The sequence below is a fragment of the Acinetobacter corruptisaponis genome, from assembly GCF_030053775.1.
In the GTDB taxonomy this organism is placed as follows: domain Bacteria; phylum Pseudomonadota; class Gammaproteobacteria; order Pseudomonadales; family Moraxellaceae; genus Acinetobacter; species Acinetobacter corruptisaponis.
Map to the genome: position 1 here is coordinate 1,992,647 of NZ_CP125669.1, position 17,495 is coordinate 2,010,141.

General features: G+C 44.9%; 16 protein-coding genes and 5 tRNA genes. 1 reads left to right on the forward strand and 20 read right to left on the reverse strand.

Annotated features, from left to right (window positions below; all coding sequences use genetic code 11):
- Positions 1 to 55: 55 nt before the first annotated feature.
- From QLH32_RS09435 to QLH32_RS09530, 20 genes are all read right to left on the reverse strand, one after another.
- A tRNA-Trp gene (locus QLH32_RS09435) sits at positions 56 to 131 on the reverse strand.
- 54 nt (positions 132 to 185) lie between these two features.
- On the reverse strand, positions 186 to 1,376 hold the full coding sequence (gene tuf / locus QLH32_RS09440; RefSeq protein WP_283266036.1) for an elongation factor Tu: 1,191 nt from the start codon (positions 1,374 to 1,376) through the stop codon (positions 186 to 188).
- 164 nt (positions 1,377 to 1,540) lie between these two features.
- A tRNA-Thr gene (locus tag QLH32_RS09445) sits at positions 1,541 to 1,615 on the reverse strand.
- Between the two features lie 11 nt (positions 1,616 to 1,626).
- A tRNA-Gly gene (locus QLH32_RS09450) sits at positions 1,627 to 1,702 on the reverse strand.
- Positions 1,703 to 1,735: 33 nt separating this feature from the next.
- Positions 1,736 to 1,819 (reverse strand) — tRNA-Tyr (locus tag QLH32_RS09455).
- A 52-nt stretch (positions 1,820 to 1,871) separates the two neighbouring features.
- Positions 1,872 to 1,947: transfer RNA gene (locus QLH32_RS09460), tRNA-Thr, on the reverse strand.
- A 99-nt stretch (positions 1,948 to 2,046) separates the two neighbouring features.
- Positions 2,047 to 3,540: an anthranilate synthase component I gene (gene trpE / locus QLH32_RS09465; RefSeq protein WP_283266037.1), complete on the reverse strand. Its 1,494-nt coding sequence runs from the start codon at positions 3,538 to 3,540 to the stop codon at positions 2,047 to 2,049.
- An 81-nt stretch (positions 3,541 to 3,621) separates the two neighbouring features.
- Positions 3,622 to 4,314 carry a phosphoglycolate phosphatase gene (locus tag QLH32_RS09470; protein WP_283266038.1) on the reverse strand — a complete coding sequence of 231 codons (693 nt, stop codon included), beginning with the start codon at positions 4,312 to 4,314 and terminating at the stop codon, positions 3,622 to 3,624.
- Positions 4,315 to 4,380: 66 nt separating this feature from the next.
- Positions 4,381 to 4,998 (reverse strand): FHA domain-containing protein, encoded by a 618-nt coding sequence (locus QLH32_RS09475; protein WP_283266039.1) that lies wholly within the window; start codon positions 4,996 to 4,998, stop codon positions 4,381 to 4,383.
- Positions 4,999 to 5,062: 64 nt separating this feature from the next.
- A complete protein-coding gene (gspD, locus tag QLH32_RS09480) occupies positions 5,063 to 7,321 on the reverse strand; it encodes a type II secretion system secretin GspD (protein ID WP_283266040.1) in 2,259 nt (752 codons plus the stop codon).
- 40 nt (positions 7,322 to 7,361) lie between these two features.
- Entirely contained in the window at positions 7,362 to 8,201 is an 840-nt protein-coding gene (locus tag QLH32_RS09485; RefSeq protein ID WP_283266041.1) for a type II secretion system protein N, read from the reverse strand.
- Positions 8,201 to 8,944 (reverse strand): type II secretion system protein N, encoded by a 744-nt coding sequence (gspN, locus tag QLH32_RS09490; RefSeq protein WP_283266042.1) that lies wholly within the window; start codon positions 8,942 to 8,944, stop codon positions 8,201 to 8,203. The genes QLH32_RS09485 and gspN overlap by 1 nt, the downstream gene beginning before the upstream one ends.
- A gap of 179 nt (positions 8,945 to 9,123) precedes the next feature.
- Complete coding sequence (locus QLH32_RS09495; protein WP_283266043.1) at positions 9,124 to 9,450, reverse strand: H-NS histone family protein; 327 nt, start codon at positions 9,448 to 9,450, stop codon at positions 9,124 to 9,126.
- Positions 9,451 to 9,837: 387 nt separating this feature from the next.
- The gene (locus QLH32_RS09500; protein WP_283266044.1) at positions 9,838 to 10,275 is read right to left on the reverse strand and encodes an acyl-CoA thioesterase; all 438 of its coding nucleotides are present in this window, start codon (positions 10,273 to 10,275) and stop codon (positions 9,838 to 9,840) included.
- A gap of 8 nt (positions 10,276 to 10,283) precedes the next feature.
- Positions 10,284 to 11,477, reverse strand: coding sequence for a heme biosynthesis protein HemY (locus tag QLH32_RS09505; protein WP_283269312.1), 1,194 nt, complete (start codon positions 11,475 to 11,477; stop codon positions 10,284 to 10,286).
- Positions 11,478 to 11,483: 6 nt separating this feature from the next.
- Positions 11,484 to 12,314: a hypothetical protein gene (locus tag QLH32_RS09510; protein WP_283266045.1), complete on the reverse strand. Its 831-nt coding sequence runs from the start codon at positions 12,312 to 12,314 to the stop codon at positions 11,484 to 11,486.
- The gene (locus QLH32_RS09515) at positions 12,311 to 13,087 is read right to left on the reverse strand and encodes a uroporphyrinogen-III synthase (RefSeq protein WP_283266046.1); all 777 of its coding nucleotides are present in this window, start codon (positions 13,085 to 13,087) and stop codon (positions 12,311 to 12,313) included. The genes QLH32_RS09510 and QLH32_RS09515 overlap by 4 nt, the downstream gene beginning before the upstream one ends.
- Entirely contained in the window at positions 13,087 to 14,004 is a 918-nt protein-coding gene (gene hemC, locus QLH32_RS09520) for a hydroxymethylbilane synthase (protein ID WP_283266047.1), read from the reverse strand. Before hemC ends, QLH32_RS09515 begins: the two co-directional genes overlap by 1 nt.
- A 110-nt stretch (positions 14,005 to 14,114) precedes the next feature.
- Entirely contained in the window at positions 14,115 to 14,855 is a 741-nt protein-coding gene (locus QLH32_RS09525; protein WP_279960216.1) for a LytR/AlgR family response regulator transcription factor, read from the reverse strand.
- Between the two features lie 57 nt (positions 14,856 to 14,912).
- Positions 14,913 to 16,067, reverse strand: coding sequence for a sensor histidine kinase (locus tag QLH32_RS09530; RefSeq protein WP_283266048.1), 1,155 nt, complete (start codon positions 16,065 to 16,067; stop codon positions 14,913 to 14,915).
- Here QLH32_RS09530 and argH point away from each other — a divergent pair.
- Positions 16,058 to 17,491: an argininosuccinate lyase gene (gene argH, locus QLH32_RS09535; RefSeq protein WP_283266049.1), complete on the forward strand. Its 1,434-nt coding sequence runs from the start codon at positions 16,058 to 16,060 to the stop codon at positions 17,489 to 17,491. The genes QLH32_RS09530 and argH overlap by 10 nt on opposite strands.
- Positions 17,492 to 17,495 lie beyond the last annotated feature (4 nt).

The window sequence follows — 17,495 nt, forward strand, 5'->3', positions numbered from 1 at the left end:
CGCGACTTATTATATGACAACTTAGCCAGAATCAAGCTTTTTTATTTAAAAAAAGTGGCAGGCCAGGAGGGACTCGAACCCCCAACATTCGGTTTTGGAGACCGACGCTCTACCAATTGAACTACTGGCCTATGATGCAAATCGAAAGCCGAAGCTTTCGATTTGAGTCTAACACAGTATGGAGCTTATGCAGTTACTTTCGCAACAACACCAGCACCTACAGTACGGCCACCTTCACGGATCGCAAAACGTAGACCTGGGTCCATTGCGATTGGGTGGATTAACTCTACTGACATTTCTACGTTGTCACCAGGCATAACCATTTCAACGCCATCCTGTAGTTTGATCGCGCCAGTTACGTCAGTTGTACGGAAGTAGAACTGTGGACGGTAACCGTTAAGGAATGGAGTGTGGCGACCACCTTCTTCTTTAGAAAGTACGTATACTTCCGCATCGAATTTAGTGTGTGGCTTGATTGTACCTGGCTTAGCAAGTACCTGACCACGTTGTACGTCTTCACGCTTGGTACCACGAAGAAGGATACCACAGTTCTCGCCCGCACGGCCTTCGTCAAGAAGTTTACGGAACATTTCAACGCCAGTTACAGTCGTTGCAACTGTATCACGGATACCAACAATCTCAACAGTCTCACCAACTTTGATGATACCTGCTTCCACACGACCTGTTACCACTGTACCACGGCCAGAAATCGAGAACACGTCTTCGATTGGCATTAGGAATGGCTTGTCAATCGCACGCTCTGGCTCTGGGATATAAGAGTCAAGTGCTTCTACAAGTGCAAGAACAGAAGACTCGCCATACTGACCATCGTTACCGTTTAACGCCTGAAGCGCTGAACCACGGATGATTGGCGTGTCATCACCTGGGAAGTCGTAGGTAGAAAGAAGTTCACGAACTTCCATTTCAACCAACTCAAGCAATTCTTCATCATCAACAAGGTCACACTTGTTCAGGAACACGATGATGTAAGGTACACCTACCTGACGAGAAAGCAGGATGTGTTCACGAGTTTGTGGCATTGGACCATCAGTCGCAGCACACACAAGGATCGCGCCGTCCATCTGTGCAGCACCAGTGATCATGTTTTTAACATAGTCGGCGTGGCCTGGGCAGTCTACGTGAGCGTAGTGACGGATTGGAGAATCGTATTCCACGTGAGAAGTATTAATGGTAATACCACGTGCCTTTTCTTCAGGAGCCGAGTCGATTTGCGAGTAGTCTTTCGCTTCACCGCCGTAAGTTTTTGCACAGATTGTTGCAATCGCAGCAGTTAAAGTTGTTTTACCATGGTCAACGTGACCAATTGTACCCACGTTTACGTGTGGTTTATTACGTTCAAACTTAGCCTTAGCCATTTGATTTTCCTCGTTTACGTCGACACCAGTTTAGAGAAAAACAACCCTGAAAAACTTTCTTTATCGACATTCGCCTAAAAAACTAGACACCTAATACTTGAAAAGCAGACTATAATAGCCTGCTTCTTTAAATTTTGTAGATATTCTCTACTAAGCTGTATATCTGGAGCTCTTATCGAGATTTGAACTCGAGACCTCTCCCTTACCAAGGGAGTGCTCTACCACTGAGCTATAAGAGCGATCTCTTCGATGGAGCGGGAGACGAGGATCGAACTCGCGACATGCAGCTTGGAAGGCTGCCACTCTACCAACTGAGTTACTCCCGCATGTTGGTACTGACCACTTATATCGAAGTCGAATGGTGGTGGGAGAAGGATTCGAACCTTCGAAACTTTCGTAGCAGAGTTACAGTCTGCCCCCTTTGGCCGCTCGGGAATCCCACCATATCGCACTTACTTGCAGTGCCATCCTTTATTCAACCTATCAACTTTAAGATGGTGCCGGCACACGGATTCGAACTGTGGACCTACTGATTACAAGTCAGTTGCTCTACCAACTGAGCTATGCCGGCTTTATCTTAGCGTTTGATACGTTTCGTATCGGAACGGTGTGCAGTTTAGCAAAACTCACACATGATGCAAGCAGTTTTTTTAGAAAAACTGCGAAAAACTCATAAAATCAATCCGTTTGACGATAATTCAACCGCTTTGATCACTGCGCGAGCTTTTATCTGGGTTTCATTCCACTCAGACTCAGGATTTGAGTCCGCCACCAGTCCCGCTCCCGCCTGTACATAGACCTTTTGATCGCGGATGACACAGGTACGGATTGCAATCGACATATCCATCTCCCCATGCCAGCCCAGATAACCGACTGCCCCACCAAATACGCCACGCTTTACAGGCTCAACTTCATCAATGATCTCCATTGCACGGATTTTTGGTGCGCCTGAAAGCGTGCCCGCAGGGAAAGTTGCCTTAAAGACATCCAACGCATCCACATCATCACGCACCTCTCCCTGCACATTGGAAACAATATGCATGACGTGCGAATAGCGTTCGATCACCATTTGATCAGTCACCTGCACCTTGCCAATCTTGGAGACACGCCCCACATCATTACGCCCAAGATCAATCAGCATTAAATGCTCAGCAATCTCTTTTTCATCTGCCAGCAAGTCCTGCTCCAACGCTAGGTCTTCCTCCTTGGTCTTGCCCCTTGGTCGTGTACCCGCCAAAGGCCGTACAGTTGCAATGCCATTTTCCAGACGGGATAAAATCTCTGGCGAAGAACCCACAATATGAAAAGGTTTCTGGTCTGTCAGGGTTTGCCCTTGCACCAAAAACAGGTAGGGTGATGGATTGAGATGACGCAATGCACGATAAACCTGCAAGGCTTCACCATCAAAATCAGACACCATCCGCTGTCCAGGCACCACCTGCATCACATCACCAGCGCGGATATATTCCTTGACCTTTTCAATAGTCTCAAGAAACCTCGCCTTACCTGTGATGGATTCAAAATGCGGTGGTGTATGTGGCTTGGCCTGTAGACTGACAGGGACTGCAAGCAGTTGCTCCAGCTGGTCCAGCTTAGTCTGTGCCTGCATATAGGCATCTGCCTGGTTTGCATCGGCATGATGAATCAGGAACAGCGTATCTTTCAGGTTGTCAAACACAATCACGGTTTGGGACAGCATCAACCACAAGTCAGGCAAGGTGACAGGGTCAGCGGCTGGAACATTTTTTAATTTTGGTTCGATATAACGAACAGCGTCATAGCCCAAATATCCAACCAGTCCACCTGTAAAGCTAGGTAGATCAGGCAATTCTTTTTGGGTGGGAACCTTAAACTGGCTTTGGAAGTCGCGAATATACTGGAATGGATCGTTACAGTCTTGCTGGGATACGGAACCATCCGCCTGCTGAACCGTAAGGATGCCCGCATTGCATGAAAAGACAGTTGACTCGCCCAAGCCGATCATGGAATAACGCGCCCAGTTCTCCCCGCCTTCCACTGATTCAAATAAGTAGGCCTGCTTTTGCTCTTTAAAGCGTGCAAAAACTGAGAGTGGTGTTTCTGTATCTGCCAGTCGCTGACGGTATACGGGAATGGTGTTATAGCCAGCGGCCTTGAGTTGCTCAAATTGTACGAGGGTGGTCATGAATTTTCTCTATAGTTTCGATTTTTGTGCGTTTTCGTTTAATGCTGCTTCAAGCCCGCCATCGAAAAACCATAACAGCTTTCATGCCTTTCTCCTCACCATATCTTCCTCAACCAACTCTTCCAGACTGTCCACCACCTGTTGTGGCTGGCAGTCATGGATATTTTCTCCATGATTATAGCCATAGCTGACCACAATACAATCTATACCTGCACGTCTTGCAGCCTCTACATCATTACTTGAGTCCCCAATCATCAGGGTTTCCGCCGCGGATACCTGACACAGCTGCATACAATGCAGTAATGGCAATGGATGGGGTTTGCGCTCAGGCAAGGTATCACCGCCAATGACCATGTTGAAATAGTGAGAAAGTGACAGAATATCCAGAATACCTCGCGCCAAATGTTCAGGCTTATTGGTCACACATGCCATCGCAATGTTATGGCTCTGGCAATAATCCAGAAAAGGCAAGATACCCGCGTAGACCTGAGTATTGACACACAACTCCTGAGCATAAATGTCCACAAACGTATCCAGCAATTGCTTTTGCCGCTCAGCATTCACCTGCCCAAATATATGTTCAAGTACGGTCTCACATAGTTTTGCCGCGCCCTTACCCACCCATGCGCGCACCTGCTCTTCCGTCACCAAAGGAAATTGCAGTTTTTCCAGACTCAGGTTCATGGCACGATATAAATCGGCAGCGGAATCAACCAATGTTCCATCCAAATCAAATAAAATGAGACTACGGCTTTGTAACTGTGCAACTGACATTGAATTTACCCAGAAATAAAAAGGCATGCTTTCTAGCATGCCTTTCATTGTAGAAGCTTAGACTGATTATTTAAAGAACAGCCAGGCAATCACCGCCAAAATCACTAAAATAATAATTGAAATCAGGCCAACCGAAGCATTTTTCTGCTGCTCCTTTTCCTGAGCCACACGGGAGACTGGCTCCTCCATAGGCACAGGCTTTGGTTCAGCAACCGCCTCAACTTGTACATTTTCTGGTATTGGTGCAGGTTTTGGGATGGAAACCTGTTGTGGCATACCATCACGCGTAATACCTGTTTCAGCGGCACGCTCGGCAATGCTTGGCATTCCCTGATCATGCGGCGCTACTGTTACAGGTTCAACCTCAATTTCAGGTAATTCATTGTTCTGGCTGGCTGGTACAAGCACTGAAAATACAAAACTTGCAAATTGCAGCATATCCCCATCGTGCAGCTCTGTTTCCTGCTCAATTCTCAGGTCGTTGATAAACGTGCCATTTGATGAATTGAGATCCTGCACCCAAAGTTGCTGGTCTTTAAGCAATAAAGCGGCATGACGGCGTGAAACATCAGCGGACTGCAACAAAATATCAGCGTCCTGATGCCGCCCCACCAGCATGTCTCGCTCAACGTTAATTTCCTGCCCCGTAAATTCACCTGTAATGGCTTGCAGTTTCCAAGTCATAGATGCCTATCCTTATCATATTTTCTTGCAATAATAACATTTTGACACAAGCGCTTCTGTGCATCTACTGTGAATACGCAGGGCGGATGGTTGTTGTTGTCACCGTATTTTTGCTTCGTTCAGTCGCCTTGGCAGGAAGCTGTATGCTTTGCTTCTGTACAGGTGGTGCATCAATTGCAACAGGTGTTGTCACCACAACTGTCTTGCTTTGCGTTGCTGTCGGAACTTTTTGATAGGGTGAGTTATTCAGCGTAGGTTGTTGCTGGTAAATATCCCCAACATTTTCTGGCAGTTTTGCAAAGTTGCCATTGTTGTCCATTGCAAGCTGTAGGCTGTAAAGCTGGTTATAGCGTTGCTGCGATAAACGGCGTACATCATCGGCATCGCCTACAATGGTTGGATGGATAAAGACCAGTAGGTTACGCTTTTCGTTGCTTCTACTGTCAGCTCGGAATAAACGCCCCAGATAAGGAATATCACTCAGCCCAGGAACACCTTGACGTGACAATGCAGTATTGTCCGCAATCAAACCACCCAGCACCACAGTTTGACCATGCTCAGCAAGCACAGCCGTTTTAATGGCACGTTTATTGGTGACAAGGTCGGTTGCCTGGCCCTTGTTGTTCTGAACATCCGAAACTTCCTGTTCAACCTCAAGGCGAACTGTACCGTTTTCGCCAATATGCGGAACCACTTTTAAGGTGACACCAACGTCCTTGCGCTCAACAGTGGTATAAGGGTTAACCGTACCCGACGTTCCTGTCGATACCGAACCTGTCACAAACGGAACGTTCTGACCCACAACAATATAGGCTTCTTCATTGTCCATCGTCACAATCGAAGGGGTAGACAAGAAATTAGATTTGGTATTGGTTTTCAAGGCTTGTATCAACGCACCATAAGCTTTGCGTGAATTCTCAAAATTACCTACCCCGAATGTGGCACCATTGCCTTTACTCGCATCTCCAGCAATGGCTGCGGCTGCGCCACTTGCCCCAGCACTGGCATAACCTGCGGCAATTGATGCCAAACTTGCCCCGACATTACTAAAGCTCATAAGGCCAACGCCACTGCTTAAATCGCCCAATGCCCATTGAATCCCCAATTGATCTGCATCATTTCCTGATACCTCAATAATTGCGGCCTCAATCAATACTTGCTGACGACGAATATCCAGTTGTTGAATTGCCGCTTCAATTTCACGCATCAGTTGTGGGTCAGCTTTTACCACCAAGGCATTTTGAGTACCATCGGCAATAATACTGACACCATTGCCATTAAAACTGGTGATGCCAGCATTGTTCTGACTGTTATTAAAACCACTGTTCAGGTTAATGGATGAATTGACACCTGAGGAGGAATTACCAGTCTGACCTTGACTATTGGAAGTCAGGCTATTAATCGAACTGGATTTATTCGCATTATTTGAGGTGGATGATGAGGAAACCGACTGCCCCGTCACCAATCCTTGCAGAATTTCAGCCAGATTTTTGGCACTGGCGTATTTTAAGCGGAATACCTTTAAACCACCCAAACGGTTTGCTGATGGCACATCCAGCATTTCAATGGTATGGCGCAAACGTTTGCGTGAATCAGGATCACCCTTGATCAGGATTCGGTTGGTGCGATTATCAGCAATGATACGTACACGCGAACCAATAAAGTCCTTGGATGTTCCAGTGGCACTCATGGTTTCCAGCAAACCGATAATTTCTTCAGCCTGACTCGATTGCAGTGTAATGGCTTCAATATCATTCTGGCCTGTACCATCCAGATTGCGAATAATGCTTTCCAGTTGGTAAATATTGGTCGCGCGGTCTGAAACAATTAATGCATTGGTGCCAGCAACCGCCGCCAAATGTGCAAACTGTGGCATCAGTGGACGTAATGCAGGAATCAGGTCATTCGGATTGGTATTTTCCAGCCAGATGACACGGGTGACAATCTGGTCGCCACCTGCACGGTTACGTGCATCATAAGGAATACCCGAGTTTTTCGCATTACTGTCGGGAACGAGTTTTACCGTATTTCCAGAGGGTAACGCCACCACGCCATTGACATTCAGCACACCCAAAAACAGGTCATACACCTCATCTTTATTGAGCGCCTTGTTGGAGATAACCGTCACATTGCCACGCACACGTGGATCAACTGCAAAATTCTTGCCTGTAATGTCAGCAACTTCATTGATAAATGCGGTTAAGTCCGCATCACGTAGGTTGATCTTCCATGTTTGTGCTTGCACCTGGGTACTGATGGCCGCAACCAGCGGTGCGGCGGCAAGTAGTGCCCAAAGTGGACGTTGATGATTCAAGAAAGCCATAACTTGCACTTGTTCCTAACTTGTGGTGACGGTGTTATCACTAAAAACTCTGTTGTATGGTCATCACTTGATCACCACGTTTTATTTCTATTTTGGCATGCCCCTCACGACGTACTTGCTCTAGTAATTGTACTTCGCTGAGTCCTGGTCCAATGGTCTGACCGTTGACCGATAGGATACGATCACCCGAACGTAAACCCAAGGTGTTTTTTAAGGCACTGGGAGTCCGATCCGATATTTCATAACCATCCGCTCCGCCAGCAACACCCATATTTTTCAGATATTGCTCACGGTTGTCCTGCATTTGCTGAATAGCCTGACCTAGAGCAGATTGGGCAGTATTCTGTGCTGGTGGTGTCTGAGGTGGCACACTGTTGCTGTTATTATTCGTTGATACTGGTGCAATTGGCTGATAAAGCCCCTTATCCAGTCCCTTGAACTTGACTTCACGAGTTGCACCATTGCCCTGCCTTAAAATGACATGATCCCAATATACTTCCGCCAGTTGATATGAAGTCGAACCAATTGTTTCCCCCACACGATAACGCTCGGCGGTATCATTCAGCTTAATCACCGCGGAAGATAAATAACTTGGGTAGCCCAGCAGGACACCCTGTAGTTCCAAATTCACATTGTCCTGTGCCGTTGTTGCAGCAGGCTCATTAAACAGGGCAAATGAACTGATGTTTGGCACCCTTGCCTGCTGTGAACCCAGCTCAACCCGATCAAACTGCATCGGCTGTGGCGGTGCAACCACCCACCAGAACAATGAGGCCAGCTTCCAGCATAACCATAGGATCAGCAATGCCAGAACCAGTGCGCTAAGTTTATCCAGCTTTTGCCAGCGTAGTTGCTGCATTCTCTGCATCAATGCATTCATTAGAAACCACCCTGCAACAATGGCTGACGGGAACTGATTACATAGGTGTCCAGCCCAGCCTTGCCTTGATATGATGGAATATTCAACAGCATACGTTGTGTCAACTGTACATCCAACATGAAACTTGGATCTAAACTGAGATTTGCCATTTTCTGGCTGCGCTGGTCACGTACATCAATCTGTAGTTGCCCGTTTTCATCCTTTAATTCAGCGATCAGGGATGGCATGTTCATACGGTCCTGACGCTGGCCAAAGGTATAGCTCAATTCACCGCCACCCCAATGCAACTGGCCTTTTGCCGAACCAAAACCTTTTTCTTTCTGATAGTTTAACTGTACATCCTTGAGCTGAATCGCATTTTGTGGCCATTGCCAATTTGCAAAATATTTTAGGGTCTCAGGTGAAATTGTTCCCTGCAAGTCCTTGACCATGATTTTTTGGCCAAAACCATATCCAAACACACCATTGAATTGGGTATTGCCACTATGAATATCGAGATTGGCACCCAAGCGCATGAGCAACAGGTCTAAAGGACGTGTTTTCCAGTGTACGGAACCACGCAGCTGGCCTTGCTGCCAATCTGCCTGCCCCTGCCAGATATTGCCGCTGACATTATGTAATATTTGATTATCTTTTGAAAATTTCGCAATTAACCATGTTGCTGGAATTTGTAAAATAATAAAAATTAAAAATGCAAATATGGTGAAAACCCACCATTTCCATTGTTTGGTTTTTTTCTTCATTCCATCCTTACCAACATGCAACAGACCTTCCGTTTCGAGAAACTTGCTCCCCGAATGACATTATGCATACTTTTTCAACATCGCCAATTCTCTTATATAAAAAAACCAAGCTTTTTCAGCCTGGCTCTTGAATCAGGATAAAGTCATCGTATGACAAAACAATGACTTTTAAAACTTGATTAGATTAAGAAATCTTCAAGTTTTGCACCTTTTTCTAATTCAGCAACCAACCAGCGTGGTTGTTTACCACGACCTGTCCAGGTTTCTTCAGCATTATTTTTATTACGGTAACGCGGCTCTACTGCTTTACGCGTTGTTTTTTTACGTTTTTGCTCACCAAGCTCCAATAGTTCCTCAATACTGAATCCAACACTTTCAGCAATCGCAAGAATCTGGTCATAGGCATCTTCAATGGCCTGGTCTTTTTTACTTGCAATTAAAGCTTCTGCTTCCACCTGCAAACGTTTTAGGTCTTCAACAGATAAATCACTAATATCGGGTTTCATTCGAACCACTCCAAATCAAAAAAGGGAATATATCACTCAAAAATAAAAACGAATTTAAAAATTCAATTCCATATTAATTTATAAGTGATTAAATAATCAATATCAGAATAGTCTACTTAATCGCATATATACAATAAAATCACTTTTTTATTTACAATTAAATAAAACATACAGGATTCCGATCAATTAAATGAACTTAAACTAAATGAATTGTGACTGAGGTTCGATAGCAATAATATTAAATTTTTCTTAATTTTTACTAAAATATTTCTTATTCGATGATCTATAAAAGGGTTCTATTCGCTCAATGCATGATTAGAATTACAAAAGAACCCAATGATATAAATATCTATTTCAGGCACCTAAAAATAGACATAATTGTCTTTATTAATCAGAGATAAGATTATGTCCTACACTGGCTTCAAGCTGAATAATTTTATCTCTAATCAACTCTGGAATATTCACTTTCTGTGAGGTTTGCTTATCTACACACACCAACACAGCTTCACCCGTTGCAACAACATGGTTTTGTGCCTGGCTCCATAAAATATAATGCATACGAAATGCACTGTTTCTCAGTTCTTCAATGCGTGCCCCAATATGCAATACATCGGGATAGAATACTGGTCTTAAATATTTACACTGACTGGAAGCCACCACAGTCAATATATCATTTTCGAATATATTTAATGCCATTAAATACGCAATTCGCGCACTTTCAATATATCGGTAATACTGCACATTATTGACATGGCCAAAAGCATCCATATCTCCCCAAGCCACAGTTTGCTCGTGAACAACAGGATAGATAGACAGTTCTTGCATATTTCCACTCATATCTTAAAGTTAAGAAAATTAACATCATTTTCAAAGATTAAATTCAACTGTCTGATTAAATCAGGATTATCGCCAAGCACGGTTTTAATACGTAGGTAGCTCATTAAAATGTTATCTGGATATAGGCTTAAGAGCTGTTCCGCCTCTTGCTGGCGCTGTGTCGCCACATAAATATGCCACTTGGCGAACGTCAACATGGGTACACTGGTATAACGCTGCTCAAGCTGGATTATACGCTGTTCCACATAGGCATAATCTGGAATCTGCTTTAATAACTGCTGCTGGAACCAAAGATAAAACACCTCTGGGTCAAAATGTTCCTGCAATAAATGTAAGGCTAAATCTTCGTGTTGCAGGCTCATTTCTGGCAGTCGTGCCATTAATTTCAGCCATAGGACTTTACTACTGTATGGTCGCGCCTGAATCTCGCTTTGCAGTGCCAAATAACGTTGCTGCAAGGCAATTAAATCATCGACTGAAGCCTGGTCAAACTGAATGAGTAACTGCTGCAACCATAAATCACGATGTTCAGCATCAAGTAAACCCTGCTGCGTGGTACGTAAAAATAACCACGGTTTTTGTAATGCCAACTTACCCCATAAAATCGTGATACGTTGCTGATATGCTGTTTCAATTTCACTTAACCAAGGAGAAAGCTGGTGCTGGGCAAGAAATTCCAAATGCGTCAGTCCCTTTTCAGTTTCCTGCTGTTCTAGAAAAATATCGATACGCTGTAACTCAGCCAGTTCAAAAGCCATAGGTGCCGATCTTTCCAGATGCTGCAACGCAGTTTCATAATCTCCATTTCGATAATCAAACTGCGCATCCACAATATTATTCAGCAAGCCTGATTGTGTAAAAACACGTTCAATAAATACCTGCTGGTCTTTGGCGGCATCCAGTAACCAAACAATGCCGAGTTGTTCATAGGGATGCAGGTCTCTAAAATGCAAAACTGTTTCTTTTTTTCGTTGCTCACGTGCTAAATAACGTCGGGCAAATATCCATAATAACTGTGCAAACAGACTCACCAAAATAAACAGCAGGATAAGACCCCAAACGCTGCTCTGGAATTGCCAATCGCGCCAGTAGATATAGACATAACCCGCGCCATAGCCATAGTTCAATACGGCAAGAAAGGCAAAGATCAATAGACTGACAAGTAGATAAATCAATACAAGCTGTTTCATCATTCGCTACCCCAACAAACTAAGCGTTGTTAGTTTTGGTGTGGGCACAGGAGGTAAATTTAATACTTTTTCCAGTCGCGACCTGATCTGTTGGCTCTTTTGGTCAGGCAATTTCACCAGTAGCTGTATGACCTCCTGAACTGACTTTCGGTATTCAGAAGTTTGTCCCTGGTTTAAGGCCTGGGATGCCAGCAATAATCGTAACTGCGCCTCCTTGAGTACCACATGACGGTTCATTAAATCCGTAGCAGGCTGTTCAACCCTTTCCAGCTTGAACCATTGCCACCATGAACCACTTGCATTCTTTTGCAGCGTAATGCTGGGATTGGAGATTTCTTGCTGGATTTTTTGATCCAGTTGTTGCAGTAGATGATCCAGTTGCTGCTGTTGTTGTGTTTGTGCCAGTACAAACTGTTGAATGGCTAGCCGATCCTGCTCAATTGCCTTCATTAAACTTTGTTGCAATGCAGGAGCAACCGCATATTGAACGATCTGTTGCTGTAACTGATTTAAATGGTCAAGTGCATAGATAAACTGCTGCTGTTCCACTGCAAACTGAATCAACTGCAAGTGTTGCTTAATCAGAATAATAGGCGCGACACCTGTCACTGTCGCTGGCATCGTCACCATGTTTTCAGCAGGTTCCACAACACGGTTATTCTGGGCCTGACGCTGTACAGCAACAAACTGGTCATTCAGCAGTGCATAGCGCTGTTCTGTTTGATCAAGCTGCTGTTGAAGCTGGGAAATCGTTTGAAAATATTGTGCAACATCATAACTCAGCTTGGCCAACCACACCAAACCCAGTGCTAATATTAAATATACAATTTTTCTCATAGATTTCCTTGCCAGTCATGTATGCGTTGAATCATCCCTGATGCAGACAAATTTTCAAGCGGAATAATGTTAAATGCCCTGCCTGTTCGCTTTGCTGTATTTTCCAGTATCTTCACCAAACGCTCACCCAATACCAGATAAACCCATTGTGCTTGAATAAGGTTTTGGCCGCAAAGCTGTTGCCAGTAATTCCAGCTCGCCTCGCTGCTGATCAGCACCATCGTCGGTTGATTGGACTGAATTCTTGATAAGATATCGGGAAAACGCTTCAAGCTTATTTCAGGACACTGCCGATGATACAGCACAAAGTTAACAATGCTGATACCCTGCTGTTGCAGTTGCTGCATCATAAACTGTCGCCCACCTTGACCACGCCAAAACGCAATCCGACTTAAATGGGGATGCTGCCTTAAAATCGGCAGTTGCAGCATGCCCTCAGAGTTTTCAATCTCAGGTGCATCACTTTTAATATTATACTTTGCCAATGCCTGTGCGGTGGTTTTTCCAACTGCAATCCACTGAATATGCACCAACCGTTCCAAAGTGATGCCTGCCTGTTGCAGATAACGCATCCCGATCTCAACAGCGGTTGGACTGACCACAACAATCACCTGCACCCGCTCAAGTTGTTGGTAAAGTTGCTGCAAGACCTCAGAAAAAGGCTCCGCCACCAACTCCAGCAAGGGCAGGCTTTCAACCTGATAGCCTGCCTCAGTCAATGCCTGGGTGAGGCTGGAGGCACGATCTGGAGGGCGAGTATTAATGAACAGCATCAATATAACGCTTTCAACAATTCACCTGCACCCTGTTGCAATAAATCCTGTGCAAGTTGTTCACCCAATTGCTCGGCCTGATCCGCTGAACCAGACAACTGTTGTTTGAGCAAGGTTTTACCATCCACACTGCCAACACGACCCTCAATCTGCAACTGTTGGTTATTTAGGGTTGCATAACCTGCTATTGGAACCTGACAACCGCCTTGGAGATAAGCATTAAAGGCGCGCTCCGCACGGACACAAATCGAGGTTTCCTCATGTTGCAGAGGTCGAATGAGTTGTAATAATGCTTCATCGTCAGCACGGCATTCCAGACCCAGCGCACCCTGCCCCACTGCGGGCAAACTTAGCACTGGTGTCAAACAATGACGGATACGATCGGACAAACCCAAACGCTTTAAACCTGCACTTGCCAGAATAATCGCATCATACAAACCATCATCCAGCTTGGATAAACGCGTCCCTACATTTCCACGTAAATCGATAATCTCTAAATCAGGGCGTAGCTGTAAAATTTGACATTTACGGCGCAAGCTTGAGGTTCCAACTTTTGCCCCTTGTGGCAACTCATCAAAATGTTGATATTGATTGGAAACAAACGCATCCAAAGGATCTTCACGCTCACAAATCACCGCCAGGCTTAAACCCTCAGGCAGGTGCATCGGCACATCTTTCATCGAATGAACCGCCAAGTCAGCACGCCCATCCAGCAATGCGGCTTCCAGCTCCTTAACAAACAATCCCTTGCCACCAATTTTTGCCAAGGGCGTATCCAGAATCTTGTCCCCCTGGGTGACAAATTTCACCAGCTCAACCGTCAAGTCTGGATAAAGTTCATTTAAACGAGAACGAATATGCTCTGCCTGCCATAGGGCAAGGGGGCTTTGTCGAGTCGCAATTTTTAGGGTTTTCATAGCGCTAAATGAGGATTGATCAAGGCAATTGTTCCCAACTTAACTTGATCACCTAAAATTGCAAGTAAAAAATCATAAAGTGCGCAGCAATCATGCTGAAAATGCAGTCTTTAGAGCTGATGCATACATTCTCTCAGGCTCGGCAAATGACGGCGACTCACCGACAGGCGTTCATCCAGCTCACGCAACCGAACCTGATATTGTCCAGCAGCGATCAGCTCCAAGCCTTCCAGATAATCAAGCGAGACCAAGGCATTGCGATGGATACGGATAAAGCGGTCTGAAAACTCCTGCTCCAAATCCTTGAGGGTTTCATCAATCAGCACACTGCCATTTTTATGGCGTACAGTGACATATTTTTGATCGGCCAAAAAATAATAAATATTTTCCAGGGGAATCAGTTCCACACCGCGATAAGTCTTCGCAGCAATCTGATGGCGTTGGGTTTTAGTATCGTACATATCGTCTTGTTGTTGTAAACCAGTCATTTGTGCTTGTGTAAGTTGGGTTAAATGATTAAACACCTGTTGCAGGTCTTGTTGTGCAACAGGTTTAAGCAGGTATCCTTGTGCCTGAAACTTAAATGCTTCCAATGCATGCTGGTCATAGGCTGTACAGAAGATAATCGCGGGACGCGGGTTGAGCTGACTCAACTGCTCGGCACATTCCAGTCCATTCATTCCTGGCATCTGAATATCCAGTAGAACCACATCAGGCGAATCATTTTCAATATGGTTCAACACATCCTGCCCATGCTGTGCCGTCGCAACAACCTCATGCCCCATCTGGGTCACTAAACGTGACAAACGCTCTACTGCGAGAGGTTCATCATCAGCAATCAGAACTTTCATCCTCTCCTCCTTGTCACCGTTAACTTCATCCATCTTTTTTATGGTTAACTGGACTTATTATTTTACTCGATAGTGGTAGCTTACCACCGTCGTATAGAGCGATGCTCCCCCATAAACCTGAAACTTGACTGTTTGCCCATAATAGGCTTTCAGGCGCTGTTTCACATTTTCTATCGCAATTCCATTCCCTTTTCTCGATTTTATTGTATCGTGAGAATAAGGGTTAGTAATGACTATACTGACTTGATTTTGCAATATTTCAACCAATACACTGATGGTTGATGGCTGTAAAACCTTTTCCACCCCATGAAAAATACTATTCTCAAGCAAAGGTTGCAATGTTAATAGTGGAATCGTCACCCGTTTTAACTCAATTGGCGTTGCCTGTATATTCCATTCTACATTTAAACGTTCTCCTAAACGCATTTTTTCTATACTTAAATACTGCTGGCACAAATCAATCTCTTCCGCCAGACTGACCAGTTTAAGCTCCTGAAAGCTTGCCCTGAACAAGCGGGACAAACTGATCAGCATATTTTCAGCCCGATCAGGGTCTATCGCAATCAGGCTCACCACACTGTTTAAACTGTTAAATAAAAAGTGTGGATGAATACGTGCCTGCATTGCCTGAATGCGTGCATTCAGTTCACTGTATTGCTGTTTGAGCCATTGTTCACGCATATACAGGTAACGCATGCAAAACGCGCCCAGCAATATGCCGTAGCTTAAATGCAGGCCCACCCCCTGAAATAAAACCTGTTCTGAAAAGTCAGTCGAGCGGGAAGCCCAGAACTGGATTATATTTACCGCACAAGTGGTAAACAAAACAACCAGTTGAAGTAAAATAAAGCCTAAAATTAATGCCATTTTCTGACTAAATTTGGCAAAAAACTCCTGAAAATAATCAACCAGTGCAGAAAAGGACAAAATCACCCAGTTAATAAAGCAGATATATTGCAAAACACGGGCGGTTTCCAGTGCCTGCCATGAACGTGCCTCTGCCAGCGCCAACACCATCGCCAGCACATTACTGGCAACAATAAGTTCCAATAAGTGTTGCCATTGCCCAATTTTCGTAAAAAAATAGGAAGCTGATGTCTGATCCTGTACATTGTCCTGACGCATTTGCGATAACTTGTTGCGTCGAGTTTCGGCAACTGCGTTTGGATTTGCTATACTCTTTTTTATTTTACTGAGCCGCCATGACCACATCTTCTCAATCCTCTTCTTCAGCAAGCCCGAACCAAACCTCTGGAATGTGGGGCGGTCGCTTCTCTGAAGCAACAGATGCCTTTGTTGCAGAATTTACCGCATCTGTGCAGTTTGACCAACGTTTTTATAAACAGGATATTGCGGGTTCAATTGCACATGCCACCATGCTGGCCAAGGTTGGGGTACTCACTGAAGCAGAACGTGACGACATTATTCAGGGTTTAAGCACCATTCAGGCCGAAATTGAAGCGGGTCAGTTTGAATGGCGCATTGATCTGGAAGATGTGCATATGAACATTGAGTCACGCCTGACTCAACGAATCGGTATCACTGGAAAAAAACTGCATACAGGCCGTAGCCGTAATGATCAGGTGGCAACGGACATCCGTTTATATTTGCGTGATGAAATCGATGACATCCTGACTATTTTACAGCGTTTACAAAATGGCATTCTGCAACTAGCAGGCAACAACACCAACACCATCATGCCAGGTTTCACCCACCTACAAACCGCACAGCCGGTGACTTTTGGTCATCATTTGTTGGCTTGGTTTGAAATGCTGGTGCGCGATACTGAACGTCTACAGGACTGCCGTAAACGCGTTAACCGTATGCCACTCGGTTCAGCAGCACTGGCAGGCACGACCTATCCAATTGACCGTGCCTACACCGCAGAACTTCTAGGTTTTGAGGCAGTTTCCGAAAACTCGCTGGATGCCGTTTCTGACCGTGACTTCGCCATTGAATTTAACGCGGCTGCCTCACTGATCATGATGCATCTGTCACGTATGTCAGAAGAACTGATTTTATGGACTTCAGCACAGTTCAAGTTTGTGAATATTCCAGACCGCTTCTGTACTGGTTCTTCGATTATGCCACAGAAGAAAAATCCAGATGTGCCTGAGTTGATTCGGGGCAAGTCAGGCCGTGTATTTGGTGACTTGATTAGCTTATTGACGTTAATGAAAGGTCAGCCATTGGCATACAACAAGGACAATCAGGAAGATAAAGAGCCTTTGTTTGATGCGATTGATACAGTTCGTGGTTCATTGATGGCATTTGCCGACATGATTCCAGCACTTGTACCCAATATTGCAATTATGCGTGAAGCAGCATTACGTGGTTTCTCAACCGCAACCGACCTCGCAGACTACCTTGTGAAAAAAGGTACTGCTTTCCGTGATGCCCATGAAATTGTGGGTAAGGCTGTAGCCTTGGGTGTGGCAGAGGAAAAAGACTTGTCTGAGTTGACACTTGAACAGCTACAACAGTTCTCTGACCTGATCACAGCCGATGTATTTGATAAAGCCTTGACTTTAGAGGCCTCTGTCAATGCACGCGACCATATTGGCGGTACAGCACCCAAGCAGGTGGAAGCCGCGATTGCCCGTGCACACACTCGACTAGAACAGTTATACGCTTAAGGAT

Excerpts from the sequence above, each read along its gene's own strand:
- tuf (WP_283266036.1), bottom strand. The coding sequence starts at position 1,376 with ATGGCTAAGGCTAAGTTTGAACGTAATAAACCACACGTAAACGTGGGT.
- trpE (WP_283266037.1), bottom strand. The coding sequence starts at position 3,540 with ATGACCACCCTCGTACAATTTGAGCAACTCAAGGCCGCTGGCTATAAC.
- QLH32_RS09470 (WP_283266038.1), bottom strand. The coding sequence starts at position 4,314 with ATGTCAGTTGCACAGTTACAAAGCCGTAGTCTCATTTTATTTGATTTG.
- QLH32_RS09475 (WP_283266039.1), bottom strand. The coding sequence starts at position 4,998 with ATGACTTGGAAACTGCAAGCCATTACAGGTGAATTTACGGGGCAGGAA.
- gspD (WP_283266040.1), bottom strand. The coding sequence starts at position 7,321 with ATGGCTTTCTTGAATCATCAACGTCCACTTTGGGCACTACTTGCCGCC.
- QLH32_RS09485 (WP_283266041.1), bottom strand. The coding sequence starts at position 8,201 with ATGAATGCATTGATGCAGAGAATGCAGCAACTACGCTGGCAAAAGCTG.
- gspN (WP_283266042.1), bottom strand. The coding sequence starts at position 8,944 with ATGAAGAAAAAAACCAAACAATGGAAATGGTGGGTTTTCACCATATTT.
- QLH32_RS09495 (WP_283266043.1), bottom strand. The coding sequence starts at position 9,450 with ATGAAACCCGATATTAGTGATTTATCTGTTGAAGACCTAAAACGTTTG.
- QLH32_RS09500 (WP_283266044.1), bottom strand. The coding sequence starts at position 10,275 with ATGCAAGAACTGTCTATCTATCCTGTTGTTCACGAGCAAACTGTGGCT.
- QLH32_RS09505 (WP_283269312.1), bottom strand. The coding sequence starts at position 11,477 with ATGAAACAGCTTGTATTGATTTATCTACTTGTCAGTCTATTGATCTTT.
- QLH32_RS09510 (WP_283266045.1), bottom strand. The coding sequence starts at position 12,314 with ATGAGAAAAATTGTATATTTAATATTAGCACTGGGTTTGGTGTGGTTG.
- QLH32_RS09515 (WP_283266046.1), bottom strand. The coding sequence starts at position 13,087 with ATGCTGTTCATTAATACTCGCCCTCCAGATCGTGCCTCCAGCCTCACC.
- hemC (WP_283266047.1), bottom strand. The coding sequence starts at position 14,004 with ATGAAAACCCTAAAAATTGCGACTCGACAAAGCCCCCTTGCCCTATGG.
- QLH32_RS09525 (WP_279960216.1), bottom strand. The coding sequence starts at position 14,855 with ATGAAAGTTCTGATTGCTGATGATGAACCTCTCGCAGTAGAGCGTTTG.
- argH (WP_283266049.1), top strand. The coding sequence starts at position 16,058 with ATGACCACATCTTCTCAATCCTCTTCTTCAGCAAGCCCGAACCAAACC.
- QLH32_RS09530 (WP_283266048.1), bottom strand. The coding sequence starts at position 16,067 with ATGTGGTCATGGCGGCTCAGTAAAATAAAAAAGAGTATAGCAAATCCA.